General features: G+C 64.7%; 17 protein-coding genes, 1 tRNA gene and 1 pseudogene. 7 read left to right on the top strand and 12 right to left on the bottom strand.

What is annotated here, in order from left to right; translation table 11 throughout:
• Nucleotides 1-142: 142 nt before the first annotated feature.
• From allB to PGC08_RS04520, 4 genes are all read right to left on the bottom strand, one after another.
• Nucleotides 143-1,522: an allantoinase AllB gene (allB, locus tag PGC08_RS04535; protein ID WP_009883245.1), complete on the bottom strand. Its 1,380-nt coding sequence runs from the start codon at nucleotides 1,520-1,522 to the stop codon at nucleotides 143-145.
• Nucleotides 1,523-1,758: 236 nt separating this feature from the next.
• On the bottom strand, nucleotides 1,759-3,555 hold the full coding sequence (gene gcl / locus PGC08_RS04530) for a glyoxylate carboligase (RefSeq protein WP_096146569.1): 1,797 nt from the start codon (nucleotides 3,553-3,555) through the stop codon (nucleotides 1,759-1,761).
• A gap of 89 nt (nucleotides 3,556-3,644) precedes the next feature.
• A complete protein-coding gene (locus PGC08_RS04525) occupies nucleotides 3,645-4,526 on the bottom strand; it encodes a 2-hydroxy-3-oxopropionate reductase (protein ID WP_096146568.1) in 882 nt (293 codons plus the stop codon).
• 44 nt (nucleotides 4,527-4,570) lie between these two features.
• Nucleotides 4,571-5,383 (bottom strand): hydroxypyruvate isomerase family protein, encoded by an 813-nt coding sequence (locus tag PGC08_RS04520; RefSeq protein WP_271709625.1) that lies wholly within the window; start codon nucleotides 5,381-5,383, stop codon nucleotides 4,571-4,573.
• 306 nt (nucleotides 5,384-5,689) lie between these two features.
• Here PGC08_RS04520 and PGC08_RS04515 point away from each other — a divergent pair, with 306 nt between their 5' ends.
• On the top strand, nucleotides 5,690-7,264 hold the full coding sequence (locus PGC08_RS04515; protein ID WP_271709624.1) for a nucleobase:cation symporter-2 family protein: 1,575 nt from the start codon (nucleotides 5,690-5,692) through the stop codon (nucleotides 7,262-7,264).
• Nucleotides 7,265-7,267: 3 nt separating this feature from the next.
• On the opposite strand, the gene guaD is transcribed toward PGC08_RS04515, so the two are convergent.
• From guaD to PGC08_RS04490, 5 genes and pseudogenes are all read right to left on the bottom strand, one after another.
• The gene (gene guaD, locus PGC08_RS04510) at nucleotides 7,268-8,554 is read right to left on the bottom strand and encodes a guanine deaminase (protein WP_271709623.1); all 1,287 of its coding nucleotides are present in this window, start codon (nucleotides 8,552-8,554) and stop codon (nucleotides 7,268-7,270) included.
• Between the two features lie 44 nt (nucleotides 8,555-8,598).
• The gene (gene xdhC, locus PGC08_RS04505) at nucleotides 8,599-9,387 is read right to left on the bottom strand and encodes a xanthine dehydrogenase accessory protein XdhC (RefSeq protein ID WP_164513944.1); all 789 of its coding nucleotides are present in this window, start codon (nucleotides 9,385-9,387) and stop codon (nucleotides 8,599-8,601) included.
• Nucleotides 9,384-11,783 carry a xanthine dehydrogenase molybdopterin binding subunit gene (xdhB, locus tag PGC08_RS04500; RefSeq protein ID WP_271709622.1) on the bottom strand — a complete coding sequence of 800 codons (2,400 nt, stop codon included), beginning with the start codon at nucleotides 11,781-11,783 and terminating at the stop codon, nucleotides 9,384-9,386. The genes xdhC and xdhB overlap by 4 nt, the downstream gene beginning before the upstream one ends.
• Nucleotides 11,780-13,258 carry a xanthine dehydrogenase small subunit gene (locus PGC08_RS04495; RefSeq protein ID WP_271709621.1) on the bottom strand — a complete coding sequence of 493 codons (1,479 nt, stop codon included), beginning with the start codon at nucleotides 13,256-13,258 and terminating at the stop codon, nucleotides 11,780-11,782. The genes xdhB and PGC08_RS04495 overlap by 4 nt, the downstream gene beginning before the upstream one ends.
• Before the next feature lie 229 nt (nucleotides 13,259-13,487).
• A pseudogene (locus PGC08_RS04490) lies at nucleotides 13,488-14,962 on the bottom strand (NCS2 family permease).
• A 404-nt stretch (nucleotides 14,963-15,366) separates the two neighbouring features.
• On the opposite strand from PGC08_RS04490, the gene PGC08_RS04485 reads away from it, so the two are divergent.
• The 4 genes from PGC08_RS04485 to PGC08_RS04470 all read left to right on the top strand — a co-directional run bounded on the left by PGC08_RS04485 (nucleotide 15,367) and on the right by PGC08_RS04470 (nucleotide 18,467).
• Entirely contained in the window at nucleotides 15,367-16,110 is a 744-nt protein-coding gene (locus PGC08_RS04485) for an IclR family transcriptional regulator (protein ID WP_271709620.1), read from the top strand.
• A gap of 68 nt (nucleotides 16,111-16,178) precedes the next feature.
• Nucleotides 16,179-17,153, top strand: coding sequence for a thiamine pyrophosphate-dependent dehydrogenase E1 component subunit alpha (locus PGC08_RS04480; RefSeq protein ID WP_271709619.1), 975 nt, complete (start codon nucleotides 16,179-16,181; stop codon nucleotides 17,151-17,153).
• Between the two features lie 52 nt (nucleotides 17,154-17,205).
• Entirely contained in the window at nucleotides 17,206-18,234 is a 1,029-nt protein-coding gene (locus PGC08_RS04475; RefSeq protein ID WP_271709618.1) for an alpha-ketoacid dehydrogenase subunit beta, read from the top strand.
• Nucleotides 18,231-18,467, top strand: coding sequence for a lipoyl domain-containing protein (locus PGC08_RS04470; RefSeq protein WP_271709617.1), 237 nt, complete (start codon nucleotides 18,231-18,233; stop codon nucleotides 18,465-18,467). The genes PGC08_RS04475 and PGC08_RS04470 overlap by 4 nt, the downstream gene beginning before the upstream one ends.
• A 58-nt stretch (nucleotides 18,468-18,525) precedes the next feature.
• Here PGC08_RS04470 and PGC08_RS04465 read toward each other — a convergent pair.
• From PGC08_RS04465 to PGC08_RS04455, 3 genes are all read right to left on the bottom strand, one after another.
• Nucleotides 18,526-18,616, bottom strand: a tRNA-Ser gene (locus PGC08_RS04465).
• 92 nt (nucleotides 18,617-18,708) lie between these two features.
• Nucleotides 18,709-19,155 (bottom strand): tRNA adenosine(34) deaminase TadA, encoded by a 447-nt coding sequence (gene tadA, locus PGC08_RS04460; protein ID WP_271709616.1) that lies wholly within the window; start codon nucleotides 19,153-19,155, stop codon nucleotides 18,709-18,711.
• 74 nt (nucleotides 19,156-19,229) lie between these two features.
• Entirely contained in the window at nucleotides 19,230-19,778 is a 549-nt protein-coding gene (locus tag PGC08_RS04455) for a tRNA adenosine deaminase-associated protein (RefSeq protein ID WP_069599582.1), read from the bottom strand.
• Between the two features lie 78 nt (nucleotides 19,779-19,856).
• Here PGC08_RS04455 and upp point away from each other — a divergent pair, with 78 nt between their 5' ends.
• Entirely contained in the window at nucleotides 19,857-20,495 is a 639-nt protein-coding gene (gene upp, locus PGC08_RS04450; protein WP_069599581.1) for a uracil phosphoribosyltransferase, read from the top strand.
• 250 nt (nucleotides 20,496-20,745) lie between these two features.
• Nucleotides 20,746-21,573: a winged helix-turn-helix transcriptional regulator gene (locus PGC08_RS04445; protein ID WP_271709615.1), complete on the top strand. Its 828-nt coding sequence runs from the start codon at nucleotides 20,746-20,748 to the stop codon at nucleotides 21,571-21,573.
• Nucleotides 21,574-21,594: the final 21 nt, after the last annotated feature.

The following is a 21,594-nucleotide window of genomic DNA, read 5'->3' as shown; positions in this document are numbered from 1 at the left end:
TCAGCAACAACTTCGTACCTCAGCAACCCGAATGCTTCGCGTCATCAAACTGAGCAACCTTCCGGGCGCTGAGCAACCCCGCTAAAGGTTGCTCAGCGCCCGGAAGGTTGCTGTAACGATGAAGCCCCTTGCGAGGCGCGCCTCAGCGGGCGCGGAGGAGGTGGCCCTGGGGCTCGTCGAAGTTCACGGGGGCGCCGCGGAGGATCGTCTGCTTGACGGCGCCGCGGACGGTGCGGGCGTCGTAGGCGCTGATCTGGTTGCGGTGGTAGAGCTCAGCTGCTGCGACCGTCCACTCCTCGTCGGGAGCGAAGACTGCGAAGTCCGCGTCGTTGCCGAGCGCGATCGCGCCCTTGTTCTCCACTCCGGCGACGGAGGCGGGGGCACTGGACATCCAGGCCACCACCTCGGCGAGGTCGATGCCGCGCTTGGCAGCCTCGGTCCATACAAGGGAGAGACCCAGCTGCAGCGAGGAGATTCCGCCCCAGGCTGCCCCGAAGTCGCCGGTGTCGAGCAGTTTGAGTTCGGCCGTCGAGGGCGAATGGTCGGAGACGATGCAGTCGATCGTGCCGTCGACCAGGCCCTGCCACAGGGCCTCGCGGTTGGATTCCTCACGGATCGGCGGGCAGCACTTGTGCGTCGTCGCTCCGTCCGGGATCTCCTCGGCGGTGAACACGAGGTAGTGGGGGCAGGTCTCAACGGTGAGCTTCACGCCCTCGGCCTTGGCCGCGGCGATCTGCGGCAGCGCATCTGCCGATGACAGGTGCAGGATGTGGGCGCGGGCACCGGTCTCGCGGGCGGCCTCGATGACCCGTGCGATCGCGACGTTCTCGGCCTCGCGCGGGCGGGAGGCGAGGAAGTCGCTGAACTTGCGGCCCGAGTTCTTCGGGGCCTCGGCCATGACCGAGTGGTCCTCGGCGTGGACGATGAGCAGGCCGTCGTACTTCGCGAGCTCGGCCAGATCGGCGCGCAGCTCATCTGGCTCCAGCGGTGGGAACTCATCGACTCCCGAGTCTTCGAGGAAGCACTTGAAACCGTAGACGCCCGCGTCGAAGAGGGGCTTGAGGTCACCGGTATTGCCGGGGATCGCCCCGCCCCAGAAGCCGACATCGATGAATGCCTTGGATGCGGCTACTTCGCGCTTGATGTCGAGGGATTCGACGTTGACGGTCGGCGGCAGGGAGTTCAGCGGCATGTCGACGATCGTCGTCACCCCGCCGGCGGCTGCGGCGCGGGTGGCGCTGGCGAAGCCTTCCCATTCGCTGCGGCCCGGGTCATTGACATGCACGTGCGAATCGACGAGCCCGGGCAGGAGAACCTGCGACTCATCGACGTCGACAACCTTCGCATCCGCCGAGGCGGCACCGCTGAGCACCGCTCCCCCGGTGGCGACCTCGACGATCTTGCCCGCACGAACGCCGATCTCGGCCGCGCTCACGCCCTCGGGCAGAACTGCCCGCTGTGCCCGAATGATCAGGTCGAAGTCCTGGTCAGGACCCTGTGTACCGGCGTCATCGACGTTCATGCATCCTCCTCGTTTCATCGGCCCGCAGGCCAAGTTCTCTGCTCGGCATCGATCCCGGTCGTTTCCACGGCATCGATGCCCGATGTCTGCTGCGACGTGTCTCGCCAAGCATGTCAGACAAGTCCCGGGAGTGTCGGAACCAACCCTCCGACGCTCCCGGGACTATGGTATACCAATTGTGGTGCAGCCGACATCTGGCGCGGCTACTGAACCGCGCCGCGCCGGCCGCGCCCCAACTACTTCGCCGCGGCCAGTTCACCCATCGGCGTCAGCGCGGTGGGCGCATCTGCCGGAGTCTGGGCGAGGACGTCGAACTCGTTGATCGCGTCGAGGGCGGCCCCCATCGAGATGTTCGTGACGCGCTCGAGGATGACCTCGAGTACCACTGGCACCTGGTGCTCACTCATGAGCTCTTTCGCCACCCGCAGCCCCTCGCCGATGAGCTCGGGGTCTTCGACGCGCAGCGCCTTGCAGCCCAAGCCTTGTGCGACGGCCACATGGTCGACGCCGTAGCTCGCGGCCTCACCCGAGGAGTTGATGTTCTCGAAGGCCAACGACACCTCGTAGTCCATGTCGAAGCCGCGCTGTGACTGACGGATCAGGCCTAGGTAGGAGTTGTTGACGACGACATGCAGGTACGGGATCTTGTGCTGCGCACCGACGGCGAGCTCCTCGATCATGAACTGGAAGTCGTAGTCACCGGAGAGCGCGACCACGGTCTCATCCGGCTTGGCCTTCGCCACACCCAGCGCGGCCGGTCCGGTCCAGCCCAAGGGTCCGGCCTGACCCGCGTTGATCCAGTGGCGCGGCTTGTACACGTGGAGCATCTGCGCCCCGGCGATCTGGCTCAGACCGATCGTCGACACATAGGTCACGTCCTCATCGAAGGCAGCGTTCATCTCCTGGTAGACGCGCTGCGGCTTGATCGGCATGTCCGTGTAGTTGGTCTTGCGGTGCTCGGTGGACTTCCGATCCGTGCACTCGCCGGCCCAGCCGGTGAAGTCCGGCAGGCTCGCGCCGCCGCTGCGACCGCGTGCGGCCGTGAGCAGAGCATCGAGGGCGGCTCCGGCATCGGAGACGACACCGTAGTCGGGTGAGAACACGCGCCCGATCTGGGTCGGCTCGATGTCGATATGGACGAACTTCCGGCCCTTGCGATAGACCCCCAGGTCACCGGTGTGACGGTTGGCCCAGCGGTTGCCGATGCCGATGACCAGGTCGGATTCCAGGAACGAGGCATTGCCGTAGCGCACGTGGGTCTGGATGCCGACCATGCCTGCCTGCAGCGGGTGGTCGTCCGGAATCGCGCCCCAGCCCATCAGGGTCGGCGAGACCGGGATCGAGGTCGCCTCGGCGAATTCGACGAGCTTGTCCGCGGCATCGGCGTTGAAGATGCCGCCGCCGGCGATAATGAGCGGGTGCTTCGCCGCTGCGATGAGGTCGAGGACCTTCTCCGCCTGCGCCGAGGTTGCCGCCGGCTTCGATGGCACCAACGGTTCGTAGGTGTCGATGTCGAAATCGATCTCGGTCTGCTGGACATCGATCGGCAGGTCGATGAGCACCGGTCCGGGACGGGCCGAGCGCATCAGCTGGAAGGCCGACTGGAAGACCCCGGGGACCTGACCGGCCTCGAGCACGGTCTTGGCCATCTTGGTCACGGGCTTCGCGATGGAGGCGATGTCCACGGCCTGGAAGTCCTCCTTGTCGAGGACCGCGACGGGAGCCTGTCCGGTGATGCACAGGATGGGCTGCGAGTCCGCGGCTGCGGCGTAGAGTCCGGTGATCATGTCGGTGCCGGCCGGTCCCGAGGTGCCGAGACAGATGCCGATGTTCCCGGCCGCTGCCCGTGTGTACCCGTCGGCCATGTGGGAGGCCCCTTCGACGTGGCGGGCCAGTGTGTGGCGGATTCCGCCGTGGGCCTTCATCGCCGAGTACAGCGGGTTGATGGCCGCGCCCGGCAGGCCGAATGTTTCCGTGGCGCCTTCCTTTTCGAGGATGAGCACCACTGCGTCAACTGCGCGCATACGTGTCATTGTTCTTCCTTCGTTTCAGTGGCCCAGTCAAGGACCGAAGTTCAGTGGACCGGCGACGACGCTGTCGCCGGTCCGGATAGTGGTGGGGATTATTTCTTGCCCGAGAGCTGCTCGACGACGGTGAACAGACCCGAGTGGTCGAGTCCCCCGTTGCCCTGCTGGACGGTCGAGGCCACAAGCTGGGCGACGGCCGATCCGAGTGGGATCGCGACGCCGGCTTCGCGGGCAGCTGCGGTGACGATGCCCATGTCCTTGTGGTGCAGTGCCAGGCGGAACCCGGGATCGAAGGAGCGGTCGAGCATCTTCTGGCCCTTCTGCTCAAGAACCTTCGATCCGGCCAGTCCCCCGCCGAGGACCTGCAGCGCCGAGGTGGTCTCGACTCCGTAGGCCTCGAGGAAGACGACTGCTTCGGCAAGGAGTTCGATGTTGCCGGCGACGATGAGCTGGTTCGCGGCCTTCACGGTCTGCCCCGAGCCCGAGGGTCCGACGAGGACGATGGTCTTGCCGACGGCATCGAAGACATCGACCACGGCGTCGAAGTCGGCTTGGTCTCCGCCGACCATGATCGACAGCGCACCGCTGACCGCGCCAGCTTCGCCACCGGAGACCGGTGCGTCGAGAGGCTTGAGCCCCTTCTCAGCTGCCTGAGCGGAGAGGTTCTTGGCGACGTCGGGGCGGATGGTCGAGTTGTCGATCCAGTACGCGCCGGACTTGGCGTGGGCGAGGATGCCGTCCTCACGGGTGAGGACGTCTTCGACGTCGGGCGAGTCCGGGACCATGGTGATGATGACATCGGCACCGTCGACCGCCTCGGCGATGGTGCCTGCGGCCTGACCGCCTGCCTTCGCGAGCTCGGCGGCCTTCTCGGGCGAGCGATTGTAGCCGCGGACGGTGAAGCCGGCGCTGACGAGGTTCTTGGCCATCGGCAGACCCATGATTCCGAGTCCGATGAATGCGATTGTCTTGCTCATGTTCGTGTCCTATCTGGTGAGGAATGTCGGAGGTGGAGACGGTTTCAGTTCGCGAGCCATTCGAATGCGGTGGCGCGATCCTGCTTGTATTCGAGGGCGATGGAGCCGGTGTAGCCGAGTTCGTAGGAGCGGTTGATCCAGTCCTGCAGGGGCAGTTCGCCCGTTCCGGGTGCTCCGCGGCCGGCGGCGTCGGCGATCTGGATGTGTCCGAACTTCGCGGCGTCGGCCTCGATGACCGCGGCCACGTCGTCGCCGTTGATCGACATGTGGAAGAAGTCGGCGAGGACGGCGATGTTGGCAACGCCCTGAGCACGGACCCGATCGACCACCTCGGCGGCGTCGGAGGCGCGCTTGAGCGGGTAGTCCTCGGCTCCGGAGACGGGTTCGACGAGCACGGTGCCGTCGATGGCGGCCACGGCGTCGGCGGCGAGCTTGAGGTTGGCCACGGCCACCTCGTCCTGCTCTTCGGGCGTCTGGCCTTCGGTGCGCAGACCGTAGAGGGCGTTGAAGGCGCGGCAGCCGGTGCGACGGCCGATCTCGACGACGATGTCGACGTTGGCCGCGAAGTCGGCCTCGGCGCCCTTGATCGAGACCATGCCGCGGTCGCCGCCAGCCATGTTCCCGGCCCAGAAGTTCAGGCCTTTGAGTTCGACGCCCGCGTTGTCAAGCGAGGCGATGAACTCATCGACCTCCGCCGAGGTGGGCCTGGGGTTGCCGTCGAAGGGCCACCAGAACTCGACCTGGCTGAAGCCGGCATCCTTGGCCGCCTGCGCCCGCTCCATCACGGGCAGCTCGGTGAGCAGGGTGGAGCAGTTGAGGATGTAGCTGTCGGCATTGGTGAAATCGAATGTCGTCATGGGATTCTCCTTCGCGTCGCTGCGAGTGTGGATTCATGTTTTCCGTATTGTGGAAACTCATTTCCGTTTGATGAAATCAAGCATAGGCAGGCAACTGAGACGGAGTCAACCCACCGAGGCAGGTAAGCCAGAGATCCTCGAAATCAGAACACCACTGAAGACTTGCCTCGAGCGCCGAAACCAGCTACCCGAATCCCCTATTTGACTTCGCAGAAAAAGAGGCAGAACGTAGTGGAGATCACACTTTGTGGAAGATCGAATCCACGATACGGAAGAGTAATGAGGCTTACTCCGGAAGGCTGAGATATGACCGAGAAATCGACGACGAAGTCCCTCCCGCCCGGGTCCAAGCGACCCGAAGACGCGTGGCTCCCTGTGCCCAAGCTCTTCGCATACGGGCTCCAGCATGTCCTCACGATGTACGGCGGCATCATCGCGGTGCCCCTCATCATCGGCAAGGCAGCCGGAGTCGATGGCGATCAGCTCGTCGCGCTGGTCACCGCCAGCCTCTTCGTCGGCGGCATCGCCACACTCATCCAGAGCATCGGCTTCCCCCTCGTCGGATCGAAGCTGCCGCTCATCCAGGGCGTCTCCTTTGCCGGAGTCGCGACGATGCTCGCCATTCTCACCGGCGGCGGCAGTCTCAGCGACATCTTCGGCGCGGTCATCGTCGCCAGCGTCATCGGCTTCGTCGTCGCCCCGTTCTTCGCGCGGATCATCCGCTTCTTCCCACCCGTGGTCACCGGGGTCGTCATCACTGCCATCGGACTCACGCTCATCCCGACGGCGGCCAATTGGGCCATGGGCGGCGATGAGGCCGCTGCCGACTACGGCTCAGTGCAGAACATCGCTCTGGCCTTCATCACCTTCGCCGTCATCCTGCTGCTGAGCAAGGTCGGCTCGGCCGCCATCTCGCGGCTGTCGATTCTGCTCGGTCTCATCATCGGCACGGGCATCGGTGCCGCCATGGGCATGACCGACTTCTCCGAGGTCGGGCAGGGTGCCCCCGTGGCGATCCCGGGTCTGCTGCCCTTCGGCGCACCGACCTTCGACCTCGCAGCGATCGGGTCGATGCTCATCGTCATCCTCGTCATCAAGACCGAGACCGCGGCCGATGTGCTGGCCGTCGGCGAGATCATCGGCACCCCGGTCGACAAGAAGCGGGTCGCGGCCGGCCTGCGCGCCGACATGGCCTCCTCGGTCATCGCACCCTTCTTCGGCTCCTTCACCCAATCGGCCTTCGCGCAGAACGTGGGCCTCGTGGCGCTGACAGGAGTCCGCTCCCGCTTCGTCGTCTCCGCGGGCGGCGTCATCCTCATCCTCCTGGGGCTCATGCCCGTGCTCGGTCAGGTCGTCGCTGCGGTGCCGATGCCCGTCCTCGGCGGCGCCGGCTTCATCCTCTTCGGAACCGTGTCGGGATCAGGCATCCGCAACCTCAAGGAGGTGAAGTTCGAGGGCAATATGAACCTCATCATCGTCTCCGCGTCCCTCGCCTTCGCCCTCGTCCCCGTGGTCAAGCCCGACTTCTACGAGCACTTCCCGTCCTGGGTGCAGACGATCTTCCACTCGGGAATCTCCTCGGCCGCGATCATGGCGGTGCTGCTCAACCTCCTGTTCAACGAGCTGCGCTTCGGCAACTCGACCAACGCTTCCGTCTACGCCGCGAAGCCGGCACGCTTCCTCACGCCCTTGAACCTCAAGGATCTGCGCGAGGGCGATCAGTTCATCGATGGGAAGTTCGTCGACTGCGACGGCGAGGAGATCCCGCTCGTACCCGATGAGCAGGCCGAGGAGATCCAAGCCGCGATCGACTGCGGAGACATCGTCGACACCGCCAGCGTCAAGCAGGTGGTCACCAGCGATTCAGACAACCACCGCTGATCCTCAGCCCTTGACGAGCCGACCGTCGACCCACACCTGGGCGATGTCGGCCGGGGTTCCCATGGCGAAGATCTTCGCCAGGGCATCGTCATCGCTGCTGGCGTGCTCAAGCCCCACGGCCAGCGGCTGGCCAGCGGTCGGCTGGATGTAGGCGGCATCGAAGCGCTTGCCCTCGGACAGGTCCCCGACCTGGTCGCTCAGTTCCAGTGCCTCGGCGCCGGCCGCAGTGGCCAGGTGCAGCAGATGTGCCGAACTCAGCGGCAGACCGCCGGAGGGATCGAGCTGCTGCATGAAGTAGGCCTGGACACCCTCCTTGAACAGTGAGAATCCGGTTCCCGCGCCCACGTCGGAGCCCAGTGCCACACGGACCCCGGCCTCGATGTGTCGGCGCAGCGGGAAGAAACCGCTGGCCAGGTTCGAGTTCGAGGTCGGGCAGTGCGCCGAGGCGGCCCCCACTTCAGCCATCCGTGCCAGTTCGCGGTCGCTCGGGTGGACGTTGTGGGCCAGGATCGTTTGCCGATTGAGCAGGCCGGCCCGATCGTAGGTGTCGAGGTAGTCGAGTGCCTCGGGGAACTTCTCGGCGACACCGGCGATCTCGTCGCGGTTCTCGTTGAGGTGCGAGGTCACCCAGATGCCCGGGTTGTCGGCCACCAGCTGCCCGCCGGCCGCCAGCAGCTCCTGACCGGCGGAGAACGAGAAGCGCGGAGTCACCGCGTACCGAAGGTGGCCCTTCCCATGCCAACGATCGATGAGGTCCTGGCTCTCGGACACGGATCTCTCCACGCTCGTCAGCAGCGGTTCCGGGAGGATCGTGTCGCTGGTGACCAGTCCCGATGTGATCCGCAGACCCACCTCGGCGGCCTGGGTGAAGAAGGTGTCCATCGCGGTGGCGAAGTGCGAACCGAAGACCATCGCCGAGGTGGTCCCCGCCGAGGTCAGTCCGGTGAGGAACTCGCCGGCCAGGGCCGAGGCATAGTCGTGATCGCCCAGCTTCGCCTCTTCGGGCAGGGCGCAGTGGTCGAGCCAGTCGAGCAGGGGTTTGCCGAGGTAGCCGATGGCACGGATCTGCGGGTAGTGGACGTGGGTGTCGATGAGTCCGGGGATGAGGACACCAGCACGGAGGTCGACCACCTCGGCGTCGGGATGGTCCGCGGTCGCACTCGCGAAATCGGTGCGGGCGATGATCAGTCCGTCATCGACGACGAGTGCGACGTCTGACTCAGAGCGCAGGCTTCCCCCGCTGAAGGGGTCGGTCGGTGTGTCGAAGACACGGGCGCGGTAGATGAACATAGGGGTACTCCTTGAAAGGTGAAAAAGTCGGTCTGTCGAGAGGCTCAGCCCATGCGGCGCAGGAGGTCGGCGGCGACGCTGAGCGCGATCGTCGCTGGCTGCTTGCCGGGCAGGTCTGGGAGGCCGATGGGGCAGTCGATGGTGTCGACGGTCTCGGGTGTGTGGCCCTCGGCAACGAGATTCTTCCGAAAGCGCTGCCATTTGGCGCTCGACCCGATGAGGCCGATGGAGCCGAGGTCGCCGCGGGTCAGTGCGGCATCGCAGAGGTGGAGATCCTCGGCGTGGTCGTGGGTCATGATGAGCACGTGGGTGCCCGCGGGCAGCCCGACGAGCACCTCCTCGCCGACGACGGCGAACTCGCGGTGGATCTGCGCCACTGACGGCTCCAGTCGGTCGAGCTCCTCAAGGTGCTCGGGACGGGAGTCGCTGACGTGGACGTCGATGTCGTGGCGGGCCAGGATCCGGGTGAGTTCGAGTCCGATGTTGCCGGCACCGAAGATCGCCACCGAGGCGGGAACGGGCAGCGGTTCGAGCAGAACGCTGACCTCTCCCCCGCAACACTGACGTCCGTACTTGGCCGGTGCCTTGTCGTTGAGCCGCAGCGTGAGCATCTCCGGTTCGGAGTCCGACTCGGCCGTGAGGATCTCGCGGGCTCGAGTAACGGCCGTCATCTCGAGATTGCCGCCGCCGATGGTCCCATGCAGGTCATCGGCGGTGACGATCAGCTTCGCGCCGGCCTCACGCGGGGCATGCCCGCGGACCGAGGCGAGAGTGACGAGGACGGCCGGCACTCGAGCCCTGCGAAGCTCGGCTGCTGTGTCCATCCAGGTCATGACGGGACACTGATGCCTTCTGGGCTCCCCTGCGCAGCATCACCAGGCACGGAAGCATCGCTGGCGACTGGCGAGCGCACCGATTCGATGGCCCAGAACACGGATTCGGGTGTGGCCGGCGAGTTCAGCTCCACGGATCGGCCTGGCTCGCCGAAGGCGGCCACGGCATCGCGCAGTGCCTCGCGGACGGAGAAGGCGAGCATGAGCGGGGGTTCGCCCACGGCTTTCGAACCGTAGACCGCGCCCTCTTCGTGGGCCTTGTCCAGCAGCGAGACGTTAAAGACCTCGGGTGCCTCGGAGAAGCTCGGGATCTTGTACGTGCTCGCGGCCTGGGTCGCCAGGCGTCCCCGGCTGGGCTTGTCAGATTCGTCCCAGCGCAGGTCCTCCAAGGTCAGCCACCCGGCGCCCTGAACGAAGCCGCCCTCGATCTGGCCCAAGTCGATGAGCGGCGAGAGCGAGTCGCCGACATCATGGACGATGTCGACGCGGCGCAGCCGGTAGGAGCCGTCGAAGCGGTTGACCTCGACCTCGCTCGCGGCAGCGCCGTAGGCGAAGTACTTGAAGGGCTCACCGGTCATCAGCGACAGGTCCCAGTGCAGTCCCTCGGTCCGGTAGAACCCGGAGGCCGAGAGCTGGATCCGCTGGAAGTAGGCGGCGTTGATGAGCTCTTCCCAGGTCACCGTCTTCTTCGATGACAGGGCGCTGACGATGCCGCGGCTGACGCTGACCTCGTGTGCCGGAGCCCCGAGGATCCCGGCGGCGACCTGAGTCAGACGGCCCAGAATCTGCTCGCAGGCGTCCTTGACCGCACCGCCGTTGAGGTCGGTGCCGGAGCTCGCCGCCGTCGCCGAGGTGTTGGGAACCTTGTCCGTGCGCGTGGGCGCAAGCCGCACCGTGGACAGGGGCACACCGAGGGTGGTGGCCGCGACCTGCAGCATCTTCATGTGCAGGCCCTGCCCCATTTCGGTGCCGCCGTGGGTGACGAGGACGGAACCGTCCTTGTACACGAGCACGAGGGCCCCACCCTGGTTGAAGGCGGTGAGGTTGAACGAGATCCCGAACTTCACCGGGGTCAGAGCGAGCCCGCGTTTGACGTTCTCGTTCCGGGCATTGAATTCTGCGATCTCAGCTTCCCGAGCCTCCACCTCGGCGGAGGTCAGGAGCTGGTCCCAGGCGGCTTCCATCCGTTCGGGATGGCGCACGGGCTGGTAGTAGGGGGTGTCCTGGCCGGCGGAGTAGAAGTTGCGGCGGCGCAGTTCGCGGACACTGAGTCCCAGTTTCGGGGCGACTCGGCCGAGGATGTCCTCCATCACGAGCATGCCCTGGGGTCCGCCGAATCCGCGGAAGGCCGTCTGTGAAGTCTTGTTGCACTTCGCGATGCGTCCGGCCACCCGGATGTTGGGCACCCAGTAGGCGTTGTCGATATGGCACATGGCGCGGGTGAGCACGGGCTCGGACAGGTCGAGGCTCCACCCGCCGTCGGCGGTCAGCGTCGCGTCGAGGGCGAGGATCTTGCCCTCGTCGGTGAAGCCGATCTTCCACGAGGAGTGGAAGCCGTGGCGCTTGCCGGTCATGGTGATGTCGAGCGTGCGGTTGAGTCGCAGGCGCACCGGGCGACCGGTGAGCTTCGCGCCGAGGGCCGCGAGTGCGGCGTAGCCGTGGGGCTGCATTTCCTTGCCGCCGAAGCCGCCGCCCATGCGCAGGCACTGCACGGTCACTTCGTGGGCGGGAACTCCGAGGACGTGGGAGACGATGTCCTGGGTCTCGGTGGGGTGCTGCGTCGAGCACTGGACGAAGACCTGTCCGCTCTCGTCGACGTGGGCCAGTGAGGCCTGGGTCTCGAGGTAGAAGTGCTCCTGTCCGGCGAACTCGAACTCGCCTTCGAAGACGTGCGCGGCATCGGCGAAGGCGCCGTCCGCGTCACCCTTGTCGATGACGGGCTGGACACCGTGGAAGCTCTGCGCATCGATCGCCTCACGCACAGTGACCAGCGAGGGCAGTGGCTCGTAGTCCACGACCACTGTCGCGGCTCCGGCCTTCGCCGCCTCCAAGTCGGTGCCGAGGACCCAGGCGATGGGCTGGCCGAAGAACATCACTTCGTCGACGGGCAGCATCGGCTCATCGTGTTTGACGCCCTGGTCGTTGACTCCGGGGACGTCTGCCGCGGTGATGACGCGGACGACTCCGGGCACCTGATAGGCGGGCTCGATGTCGACCTTGCCCAGTTTCGCGTGCGCCTGGGTGGACTGTACGGGATAGGCGTGGAGGACTCCTGCGAGGCGTCCCACGAGGTCATCGGTGTAGAGGGCCGCTCCGGTGACGTGACCGAAGGCGCTTTCGTGGTGATGGGACTCGCCGACGATGGGGTCGGTGGGTCGCTGTGAGAGGTGGCTCATCGTGCTGCCTCCTGTTCGGCATAGAAGCGTTCCAATGAGGACCGCAGCATCGCGGTCCGATATTTCGCACTTGCCCGGTGATCATCCATCGGGGTGCCTTCTGCGGCCAGTGTCTCTGCCGCTGCATGGACGGTTTCGAGGCTCCAGGGTGAGCCTTCGAGCTGGGCTTCGGTGGCAGTGGCGCGCAGCGGGGTGGCTGCGACTCCCCCGAGTCCCAGTCTGGCCTTGGTCACGATCCCGCCGTCGACGGTGACCGCGTAGCCGATGGCGACCGAGGAGATGTCGTCGAAGCGGCGCTTCGCGATCTTCTGGAATGAGGTCATGGGTGCCAGCGGCAGCGGAATGCGGATGGCGGTGATGAGTTCACCGGCCTCGCGCACGGTCTGCCGGTAGCCGGTGAAGTACTCAGCCAGCTCCACGACCCGAGATCCCATCGCCGAGGTGAGCACGAGCTGCGCGTCCAGGGCCAGGAGTGCCGGCGGGGTGTCGCCGATGGGTGAGCCTGTGCCGAGGTTGCCGCCGATGGTGGCGGCGTTGCGGATGAGGCGGGAGGCGAACTGCGGGATCAGCTTGCCCAACAGCGGGATCGAACCGGCGAGCTCGCGTTCGAGTTCGCTCAGGGTATGAGCGGCACCGAGTTCGATGTACTCGGGAGTGCGGCGGATGCCGCGCAGCTCGGGCAGACGGTCGATGGCCAGCATCGACTTCGCCCGTGCCCCCTTGATGTTGACCTCCACACCCCAGTCGGTGGCGCCGGCGACCACGAGAACCTCGGGTTCGCTCGCCAAGATATCCAGCGCCTCGGCGAGGGTGGAGGGGCGACGGAAACGTCCGGTCTCACCGGTGGCTGTGTCCGGGCGGTAGATGTCGGTGCTCGCCGAGGCGGGTGCCGGATTCTGCCGACGCTGGGCGATCGTGTCCCCGGGTTCGGGCTGGCCGAGTGCGTAGGCGGCGTCGCGGATGGGGCGGTAGCCGGTGCAGCGGCAGAGGTTGCCGGACAGGGAGTGGATGTCGAAGCCGTTGGGACCGCAGTGATGATCTGCGTCAGCGGTGGCCTCTGCGGCGTCGTCGGCGCGTTCGGGGCGGTAGTATTCGGCGGCCATCGAGCAGATGAAGCCGGGGGTGCAGTATCCGCATTGGGATCCGCCGCGCACGGCCATCTCTTCCTGGACGGGGTGGACGGACTCACCGTCGGCGAGGCCTTCTGCCGTGATGACTTCCTGGCCGTCGAGTGCGGCGGCAGGCAGCAGGCACGAGTTGATCGATGTCCAGCGGGTTGAGCCATCGGCATCGGGGCGGGCGACCATGATCGCGCAGGCCCCGCATTCGCCTTCGGCGCAGCCTTCTTTGGCTGCGGTGAGGCCGACTCCGCGGAGGAAGTCGAGAGCATTTGTATGTGGTGGCCCGTCGAATTCGTGAACGTCTGAGTTCACTGAAACCTGGGCGGTGGAACGTTGAGTTGCCGGAGCAGACATCGCACTTACCTCCTGCGCCTCGTCTATGCGGCGCACAGTGCATGGTTAGAACATTTGCTTCGTTCTTCGAAACTTCTGGTTATCCATGCGAACAGCAGCGAAGAACGTGGTGTCGAGTTGACGAGGTGACCCGGTTGACTGGGTGGCCCGTCAGTGCAGCGACTGACGGGGCTTCAGTCGCCGTGTGCGATCTGGCCCTTTCCCCACGCAAGATGTCCCAACATTTCGTTCATCCTCCCAAGATAGCCGAAATCGGTCCGCGAACGAAGTACAGCACGAATCCGGCGGAGACGACCCAGAGAAGCCAGTGCACGTCCCGGCCGCGCTTGCTCATCGCGTGGATGAGTGCCCAGGAGATGAATCCGACGCCGATTCCGTTGGCGATCGAATAGGTCAGCGGCATGGTGACCATGGTCAGGAACACCGGCAGCGAGGTCCTGAAGTCACTCATGTCGATCTCGCGGATCTGTGTGACCATCATGCGCCGACGACGACGAGCGCCGCGGCGCCGGCCTCCATCGGAATGACGCCGATGAGCGGTGCGAAGAACATCGACACCAGGAACAGCACGCCCGTGATGCAGGCGGCGAGTCCCGTTCGGGCACCTTCGGCGATGCCGGCTGCCGCGTCGACGAACACAGTGTTCGACGAGGCGGAGGCTCCACCACCGGCGACGGCACCGATGCCTTCGACGATGAATGCACCGCGGATGCGGGGGAACATTCCGTCCTTCGTCTGCAGACCGGCGCTGCGGGCCAGACCGGTCATCGTGCCCATGGCGTCGAAGAAGTTCGTGAACACCAGGGTGAAGACGAGCATTGTGGCCGCGAGGACACCGATGCGCTCGAAGGCTCCGAACAGGTCGAAGGCTCCGACGAGGGAGAAGTCGGGCAATGCGACGACCTGGGCGGGAATCTCAGGCGCGGCGAGGTTCCAGCCCTTCGGATCCGGACTGACCGGGTCACCCACGGTGCCCAGCTTCGCAAATGCTTGGATGATCATGGCCAGGATCGTAGCCACGATGATGCCGATGAGGATTCCGCCCGGAATGTTGCGTGCGACGAGGATGCCGATGAGGATCAGCGCCACGACGAACACCAGAGTCGGCAACGATGCGATCGACCCGTCCTGTCCCAGCTGGACGGGGGGCCCTGCCGGGGTGCGGGTGACGAAGCCGGAGTTGACGAAGCCGATGAACGCGATGAATAGGCCGATGCCGACCGTGATCGCCACCTTCAGCGCGTGCGGCACAGCATTGAAGATCGCGGTCCGGATGCCGGTGGCCCCGAGGACGACGATGATGATGCCGTTGATGATGACGAGCCCCATGGCCTCGACCCAGGTGACTTCCTGGACCACGGAGACTGCCAGGAAGCTGTTCATGCCCAGGCCCGCGGCGAGCGCGAAGGGGAGCTTCGCGACGACACCGAAGAGGATCGTGATGACGCCGGCGACGAGGCCGGTGACAGCGGTCAGTTGGGCGAAGTCGAGTGAATTGCCGGCGACATCCTGTGATCCGCCCAAGATGAGCGGGTTGAGGACGACGATGTAGGCCATCGCCACGAAGGCAACGATGCCTCCGCGGATCTCTTGTCTGATCGAGGACCCACGTGATGTGATTTCGAAGAATCTGTCGAGCAGACCGGGACTCCCGCTGCTGTTGTCAGCGGTCTTCGTGTCCCGCTGTTGGTCGTTGTCAGCCATTTTCATGGACCACCTCAAGTTGTTCGATTTGATCAGTCGGCAACATCATCGTTGGCAACCATGCGCCTTGAACATGCGCAGAGAAACGGACACAGCCTCCACAACAGAAATTTCTTTTCGCATCATGGAAAGACACTTCCGTTCCGACTGACCAGTTAAGTCTGTTTTGCATAATGTGTCAACGATCACAATCCGATTGCGGCACCTGACCGGGGACAGCTCACGCGTTTCAACCACACGCAATCATCGCAAACGTCGTGGCTGGATCCATCAGCGGGGTGTGAGACATCGCCGTCATCGGGGCGAGCCGTCGCCGCGAAAGAGTGGGTATCCGCTGCCGGACAGGCTAGAATGGGCGCCACGTTCGAGAGCGGCACCGTCGCCGATTCCCGAGGAGGACCTGCATGCCTGAACCCACACTGATCGGATCCGTCCAGAGAGCTCTCCGCCTACTCGAAGCCGTCGCCGCAAGCGAGGAGGCCGTCACCGCCAAGCACCTGGCCCGCATCGTAGGCTTGCCCCTGCCCACGGCGTACCACCTCCTGCGCACCCTCGTCTTCGAAGGCTATCTGAGCAAGACCGGAGACGGATACCTGCTGGGGCCCGCGGCCTCTCAGCGGCAGCGTTCGTCTCTTCAGCAGATGCTCCCACGGGTCCGCCCCGTACTGCGCTCCCTGCGCGATGAGCTCGGCGGTGCCACATACCTCTCGATCTACGACCACGGAGAGATCCGACTCGTCGATATCGCCGACGGTCCCAGCGCACCCGCGGTCGATCTCTGGGTGGGCGTTCACGAGTCTGGACATGCAACAGCATTCGGAAAGGCCATCCTCGCCGGCCTCACCCAGGACCAGCGCGCCGACTACATAGACCGGCACGATCTCTTCGACCTCACCCCGAACACGATCACGAACCGCGGGGCCCTCGAGAGAAGCCTGAAGACAACGCCCACCGTCTGGTCCGACTCCGAAGAATACCTGCTTGGCACCTCATGCCTGGCGACGACGATCAGCGCAGGCGAGACGGTCGGGGCCATTGCAGTTTCCCTACCATCACATCGGCCGGTCACACATGCCCAGGCCGTCATACTGCAACGAGCAACACGGCGCCTGAGCAGAATCATGAACGCCTCGATTATCACCATTTGAAATCATTCGCATTGTGGCGGCGTGACCCTGCTCACATACTGAAGTCCTCAACGATGAGGAGGATTCACATGGAGCCCGCAACGCAGCTCAGCCTCTACCGCCAGATGGTAGAGATCCGCACCTACGAAGAAGCCATCCTGCGTGAGTACCACGCCGACAAGACCCCGGTCTTCGACATCGGCGCCGGTCAGATTCCTGGAGAGATGCACCTTTCTGCCGGTCAGGAGCCGGTCGCTGCCGGAGTCTGCGCGCACATGAAACCAGGAGACTCCATCACCGCCAGCCATCGACCTCACCATTTCGCACTGGCTCACGGCGTCGACATCAAAGCGATGACGGCAGAGATCTTCGGCCGCGTCGACGGACTCAGCCGCGGTCGTGGAGGACATATGCATCTGTTCGATCCGGCAGTGAAGTTCTCCTGCTCAGGAATTGTCGGAGAAGGGCTTCCTGTGGCGGTGGGCCAGGCGCTCGCGTTCTCGCGTAGGGGACTCGACAGCATCGCCGTCGCTGTGGCTGGTGAAGGGGCGGCCAACCAAGGCGCATTCCACGAGTCTCTCAATCTGGCAGCACTATGGAACCTGCCGGTCATCTTCGTCATCGAGGACAACGACTGGGGGATCTCGGTTGCGCGCGCCACATCCACCTCGGTGACATCCAACGCCGAGCGGGCGGCTTCCTACGGCATTCCGGGAGTTCGCGTCGAAGACAACTCCGTCGAAGCCGTCCACGCATCCGCAGCCGAAGCGATCGAACGCGCCCGCAGCGGAGGCGGACCGAGCCTGATCGAGGTCCACACCTTGCGCCTGTGGGGACACTTCGAAGGCGACGCCCAGGGGTATCGCCCCGAGCTCGAAGGCGTCCCCGGCCTCGACCCGATTCCCACCTACGAAGCTGAGCTTCGCGACAGCGGGGTCCTGGACGATTCCGAGATCCAACGGACTAAGGAAAGAGCGGAAACCCGGGTCGAAGATGCCATCTCCTACGCCAAGGCCAGCCCAGAACCGGACCCCGCAGACGTCAGCGACTTCGTCTTCGCCTGAATGACAGCACCCGGCAGTCTGTGACTGCCACCCCAAATCCAGGAGGAAAGCAATGACAACGACAGCACAGCAATCGACTCGTCGGCTCAACACTGCGAAAGCGACAGTCGAGGCGATCGGCATGGAGATGGAACGCGACGAGAACGTGTTCGTCATGGGCGAGGACGTCGGTGCCTATGGCGGCATCTTCTCCTCAACCACTGGCCTACTCGAGCGATTCGGACCACAGCGCGTCGTCGACACACCGATTTCGGAGACCGGCTTCATCGGTGCCGCCATCGGCGCGGCAACGGAAGGGATGCGCCCGATCGTCGAGCTCATGTTCGTCGATTTCTTCGGCGTGTGCATGGATCAGATCTACAACCACATGGCCAAAATCCACTACGAGTCGGGAGGCAACGTCAAGGTTCCGCTGGTCCTGACGACCGCAGTCGGCGGGGGTTATTCCGATGGCGCGCAGCATTCCCAGTGCCTATGGGGAACCTTCGCGCACCTGCCGGGCATGAAGGTCGTCGTCCCGAGCAATCCCGCCGATGCCGCCGGTCTGATGACAGCGGCGATCAGGGATGACAATCCAGTCGTCTTCATGTTCCACAAGGGCATCCAGGGGCTGCCGTGGATGGCGAAGAACCGCCGTTCGATCGGCCCCGTGCCAATAGGCGAACACACTGTCGAGATCGGCAAGGCCGCTGTGGCCAGAGAAGGCACCGACGTCACCGTCGTCACCTTGTCACTGTCGGTCCACCATGCCCTCGACGTCGCCGATGATCTCGCCGATGAAGGTGTGGACACGGAAGTGATCGACCTGCGCAGCCTCGTGCCCCTGGATACAGAAACTATTCTCCAATCGGTGTCCAAGACTGGACGGCTGGTCATCGTCGATGAGGACTACCGATCATTCGGCTTGTCTGGGGAGATCGCTGCGAGGATCGTCGAGCATGACCCGAGCCTGCTCACGAGCCCCATCGAACGTGTCGCCAACCCGGATGTCCCGATCCCCTACGCTCGCCCCTTGGAATATGCCGCGCTGCCGACGCACGCGCGGATCAGGGAAGCGATTCTCAAGCAGGTGAACCGATGACGGAGATCATCTTTCCTGCGCTGTCGGAGAACAGTCCGGACGCAGAGGGCGTCGTCTCCACCTGGTTCGCCGAAGACGGCAGCACGGTGACCGAAGGCGATCTGGTCGCCGAGGTGGCCGTGGACAAGGTGGATGCCGAAGTGACCGCGCCTGAGTCGGGAACACTCAGTCACGTGGTCGCTGAAGGCGGGGTAACAGCCCAGGGATCTGTGATCGGCACTATCGCGACGTAGCAGCAACGCAAAGGCCCCGAATACCCTGTCTGACCAGGGCTTTCGGGGCCTTGCACTGTGGCGGTGGCGGTGGGATTTGAACCCACGGTAGGGGGTTACCCTACACAACATTTCGAGTGTTGCACCTTCGGCCGCTCGGACACGCCACCGCAGACAACATTACAGTCGGCCCTGCGTCGCGTCCAAATCGAGCGGCAGTGACTTAAGCCACCCCGCTGGTTCGTGCCGCCGCGCCCCTTCCTCAGCCGGCAGGGCGCTCCCGCTTCGCGGCGAAGAACTCACTGAGCAGCTCCCGGCACCTGCTCGCCGCAACTCCGGAATAGACCTCTGGGTGGTGCAGGGCGGCGCGATCTCGCAGCAGATCCCAGACCGAACCGGCGGCTCCGGCCTTCTCGTCGAAGGCCCCATAGACGACTCGCGCAATCCGCGACCCGACCACAGCCCCTGCACACATTGCACAGGGCTCGAGGGTGACGACAAGGGTGGCATCGTCGAGGCGCCACCGTCCGGTCACCTCGGCGCCATTGCGCATGGCCATGAGCTCGGCGTGCCCGAGTGGATCCTGATCGACTTCGCGACGATTGTGACCGCGCCCGATCACCGCTCCGTTGCCGTCGATGACAACGGCACCGACGGGAACGTCGTCATGCTCGCTGGCCAGGGCCGCCTCGGCGAGGGCGAGTGCCATCCACTCCTGAAATTGCAGGTGCCCGCCGAAGCCGAGCTCCGCGCCCTGCTCAGACGAAGCTTCCTCCGGTGAACTCAGCGGGCGGCCTGAAGCTGGTCGGCGAACCCGACGGTCTCACCGACGTGGGCGACGACGCGGGCAGGATCCGAACGGTACTTCTCCACCTGTTCGATGAGGTCGGCGGCAAGGACCCCGCGGTCGGCGTAGATTTCGGCGTCGCCGCCCCATTCGGCATCGGCGTCGAACTCGAGCATCTCGACTTCTTCGTCCTCGTCTTCGTCGTCGCCAGCAGGTTCCTCTTCGAGACCGAATTCCTCTTCGGGTTCGGCTTCATAGGCATCGGGCTGAGAGTCGAGGAAATCGGCGAAGATCTCCGCGAATGGGCTGAGCTCGACGGCTCGCAGGTCGGAGAGGAAGACGCGGATCTCGTTGTTCGTGCAGACTCGCACGAGGCCGAACCATTCGTCCTCGTGTTCGATGACCGCGACCGATTCGCCGTCTTCGGACCCGGCAGCCTGCATCATCTCGACAAGGCTGTCGAGGTCAGACGCATCCCGAACATCGACATCGAGCGCACGAAAACCATCGCTGGTTTCGGCAAGGATCTCAGTGAAGTAGGACATGCCTCCATTGTGACGCTTCGGGCGACCTTTCACCACAGTTCCACGCGCGAAGATGAAAAGTTCCGTACCATTTCACATATGCGCCTTCATGTAGCCGATCACCCGCTCATCGCCCACAAACTCAGCGTCCTGCGTGACCAGAACACCGACTCCGCCCGCTTCCGCCAGCTCACCGAAGAGCTCGTGATGCTCCTCGCCTACGAGGCCACCCGTTCGGTGGCGATCGAGGAGAAGGAGATCACGACGCCGGTCACAACATTCACCGGCACGCGCCTAGCCGAACCGCGCCCGGTCGTCGTCCCGATTCTGCGCGCAGGTCTGGGCATGCTCGATGGAATGCTGCGCATCCTTCCCACCGCCGAGGTGGGCTTCCTGGGAATGGTCCGCGATGAGGAGACCTTTGAGCCCAGCGCCTACGCAGATCGACTGCCCGATGACCTCAGCGGTCGGCAGATCTTCGTCGTCGATCCGATGCTGGCCACGGGCGGAACCCTGGCCATGGCCATCGACTTCCTCCTCGCCCGAGGTGCCCGGGACGTCACCGCGGTCTGCCTCGTCAGTGCACCGGAAGGTGTGGAGCGAATCGAGAAGGACTACGCACAGTCCGCGAACGTCGAGATCTACACGGCCGCGCTGGATGAGAAGCTCAACGAGAAGGGCTACATCGTCCCGGGACTCGGCGACGCCGGTGACCGGATGTACGGAATCGTCGACTGAGTCTCGTCATATTTCGTCACACTCGTCTCATTTAGTGGCGATCCTTTGCAACCGACGAGTTTTGTGACAAATAATGAAGCTATGACTTCTACGACTCACTCGACGCGAATGTGCCCCGCAAGCATGTGTATGCCCTGCGTTCGTTGTCGGTGACCGTCTCTCCGCTGTCCGGCCTCGAACGAGTACACGCAGACTCCGCAGCGGACTCATTCAGTCACAACGGCCCTTCGGGTCGAAGCAAAGGACAGCCATGTCGAATCCAGAACCAGCGTACGCACATCCACGCAGCGCAGCTGCCATCCGTCGCGCAGGAGCCCGGTTGAGTGCAGTAGATCCGCAGAACCCGCCCCACACCTTCGGTCCCGCCGGTGTCGTGCCCTCACCGAAGGCAGCGCGCGGAATCATCGTCTACATCGGTCTCGATGAATCCAAGGCAGCCGCCGATGGCACGAATCTCTCCGCCATCGCCGGTGAGCTGCAGGCCTACGCCAAGGAATTGGCCTCCCAGGCTGAGACCCAGGCGGTCATCGCGCTGGCTCCTGAAGGCCGCGGCAACGACATCGACGCCGTTCGTGCCGTAGCCAACGGCTCCCCCGCAGCCACAGGCACCCCGGCGGGAACTCACGGTCCTGTGCGCTCGCGCATCCCCAACCGCGTCCACCCTCCGGCCCTGCGCCGCGAGGCTGAGTTGGGTGTCGGCGAGGCCGCACCCACCGGTGGATTCGGCTCCCGATTCGATGGGAACTTCCAGAACAGGACTGCCGAGCGCCTGCGCATCGACATCCCTCGACGCGAGGTTCGCATCGACGGCGATCTCATCGATGTCACCACCAAGGAGTTCGACCTCCTGGCGACTCTCGTCTCCCATGCCGACTCCACGCTGCCTCGCGAGGAACTCATCACAGCCGTCTGGTCGGGCGGCGAAGTTCCTGATGAGAGGACTGTCGATGTGCATATCCGACGCCTGCGCAGGCGTTTGGGTGAGTACTCCTCGGTGATTCGCACGATGCGGGGCTCCGGCTACCGCTACGACACACACCCAGATGTCACCGTGTGGTCGGCCACGGCCCACCGGTGAACGTCGTTTTCGGGTGCAAGT

Origin of the sequence: Brevibacterium sp. BDJS002, assembly GCF_028201555.1 — a bacterium.
GTDB lineage: Bacteria > Actinomycetota > Actinomycetes > Actinomycetales > Brevibacteriaceae > Brevibacterium > Brevibacterium aurantiacum.
The sequence above is the reverse complement of the archived record's forward strand: the minus strand, read 5'-3'. Positions and strand labels throughout refer to the sequence as shown.

Coding starts and splice junctions, on each gene's coding strand:
- allB (WP_009883245.1), bottom strand. CDS start 1,522: ATGAACGTCGATGACGCCGGTACACAGGGTCCTGACCAGGACTTCGAC.
- gcl (WP_096146569.1), bottom strand. CDS start 3,555: ATGACACGTATGCGCGCAGTTGACGCAGTGGTGCTCATCCTCGAAAAG.
- PGC08_RS04525 (WP_096146568.1), bottom strand. CDS start 4,526: ATGAGCAAGACAATCGCATTCATCGGACTCGGAATCATGGGTCTGCCG.
- PGC08_RS04520 (WP_271709625.1), bottom strand. CDS start 5,383: ATGACGACATTCGATTTCACCAATGCCGACAGCTACATCCTCAACTGC.
- PGC08_RS04515 (WP_271709624.1), top strand. CDS start 5,690: ATGACCGAGAAATCGACGACGAAGTCCCTCCCGCCCGGGTCCAAGCGA.
- guaD (WP_271709623.1), bottom strand. CDS start 8,554: ATGTTCATCTACCGCGCCCGTGTCTTCGACACACCGACCGACCCCTTC.
- xdhC (WP_164513944.1), bottom strand. CDS start 9,387: ATGACCTGGATGGACACAGCAGCCGAGCTTCGCAGGGCTCGAGTGCCG.
- xdhB (WP_271709622.1), bottom strand. CDS start 11,783: ATGAGCCACCTCTCACAGCGACCCACCGACCCCATCGTCGGCGAGTCC.
- PGC08_RS04495 (WP_271709621.1), bottom strand. CDS start 13,258: ATGTCTGCTCCGGCAACTCAACGTTCCACCGCCCAGGTTTCAGTGAAC.
- PGC08_RS04485 (WP_271709620.1), top strand. CDS start 15,367: ATGCCTGAACCCACACTGATCGGATCCGTCCAGAGAGCTCTCCGCCTA.
- PGC08_RS04480 (WP_271709619.1), top strand. CDS start 16,179: ATGGAGCCCGCAACGCAGCTCAGCCTCTACCGCCAGATGGTAGAGATC.
- PGC08_RS04475 (WP_271709618.1), top strand. CDS start 17,206: ATGACAACGACAGCACAGCAATCGACTCGTCGGCTCAACACTGCGAAA.
- PGC08_RS04470 (WP_271709617.1), top strand. CDS start 18,231: ATGACGGAGATCATCTTTCCTGCGCTGTCGGAGAACAGTCCGGACGCA.
- tadA (WP_271709616.1), bottom strand. CDS start 19,155: ATGGCACTCGCCCTCGCCGAGGCGGCCCTGGCCAGCGAGCATGACGAC.
- PGC08_RS04455 (WP_069599582.1), bottom strand. CDS start 19,778: ATGTCCTACTTCACTGAGATCCTTGCCGAAACCAGCGATGGTTTTCGT.
- upp (WP_069599581.1), top strand. CDS start 19,857: ATGCGCCTTCATGTAGCCGATCACCCGCTCATCGCCCACAAACTCAGC.
- PGC08_RS04445 (WP_271709615.1), top strand. CDS start 20,746: ATGTCGAATCCAGAACCAGCGTACGCACATCCACGCAGCGCAGCTGCC.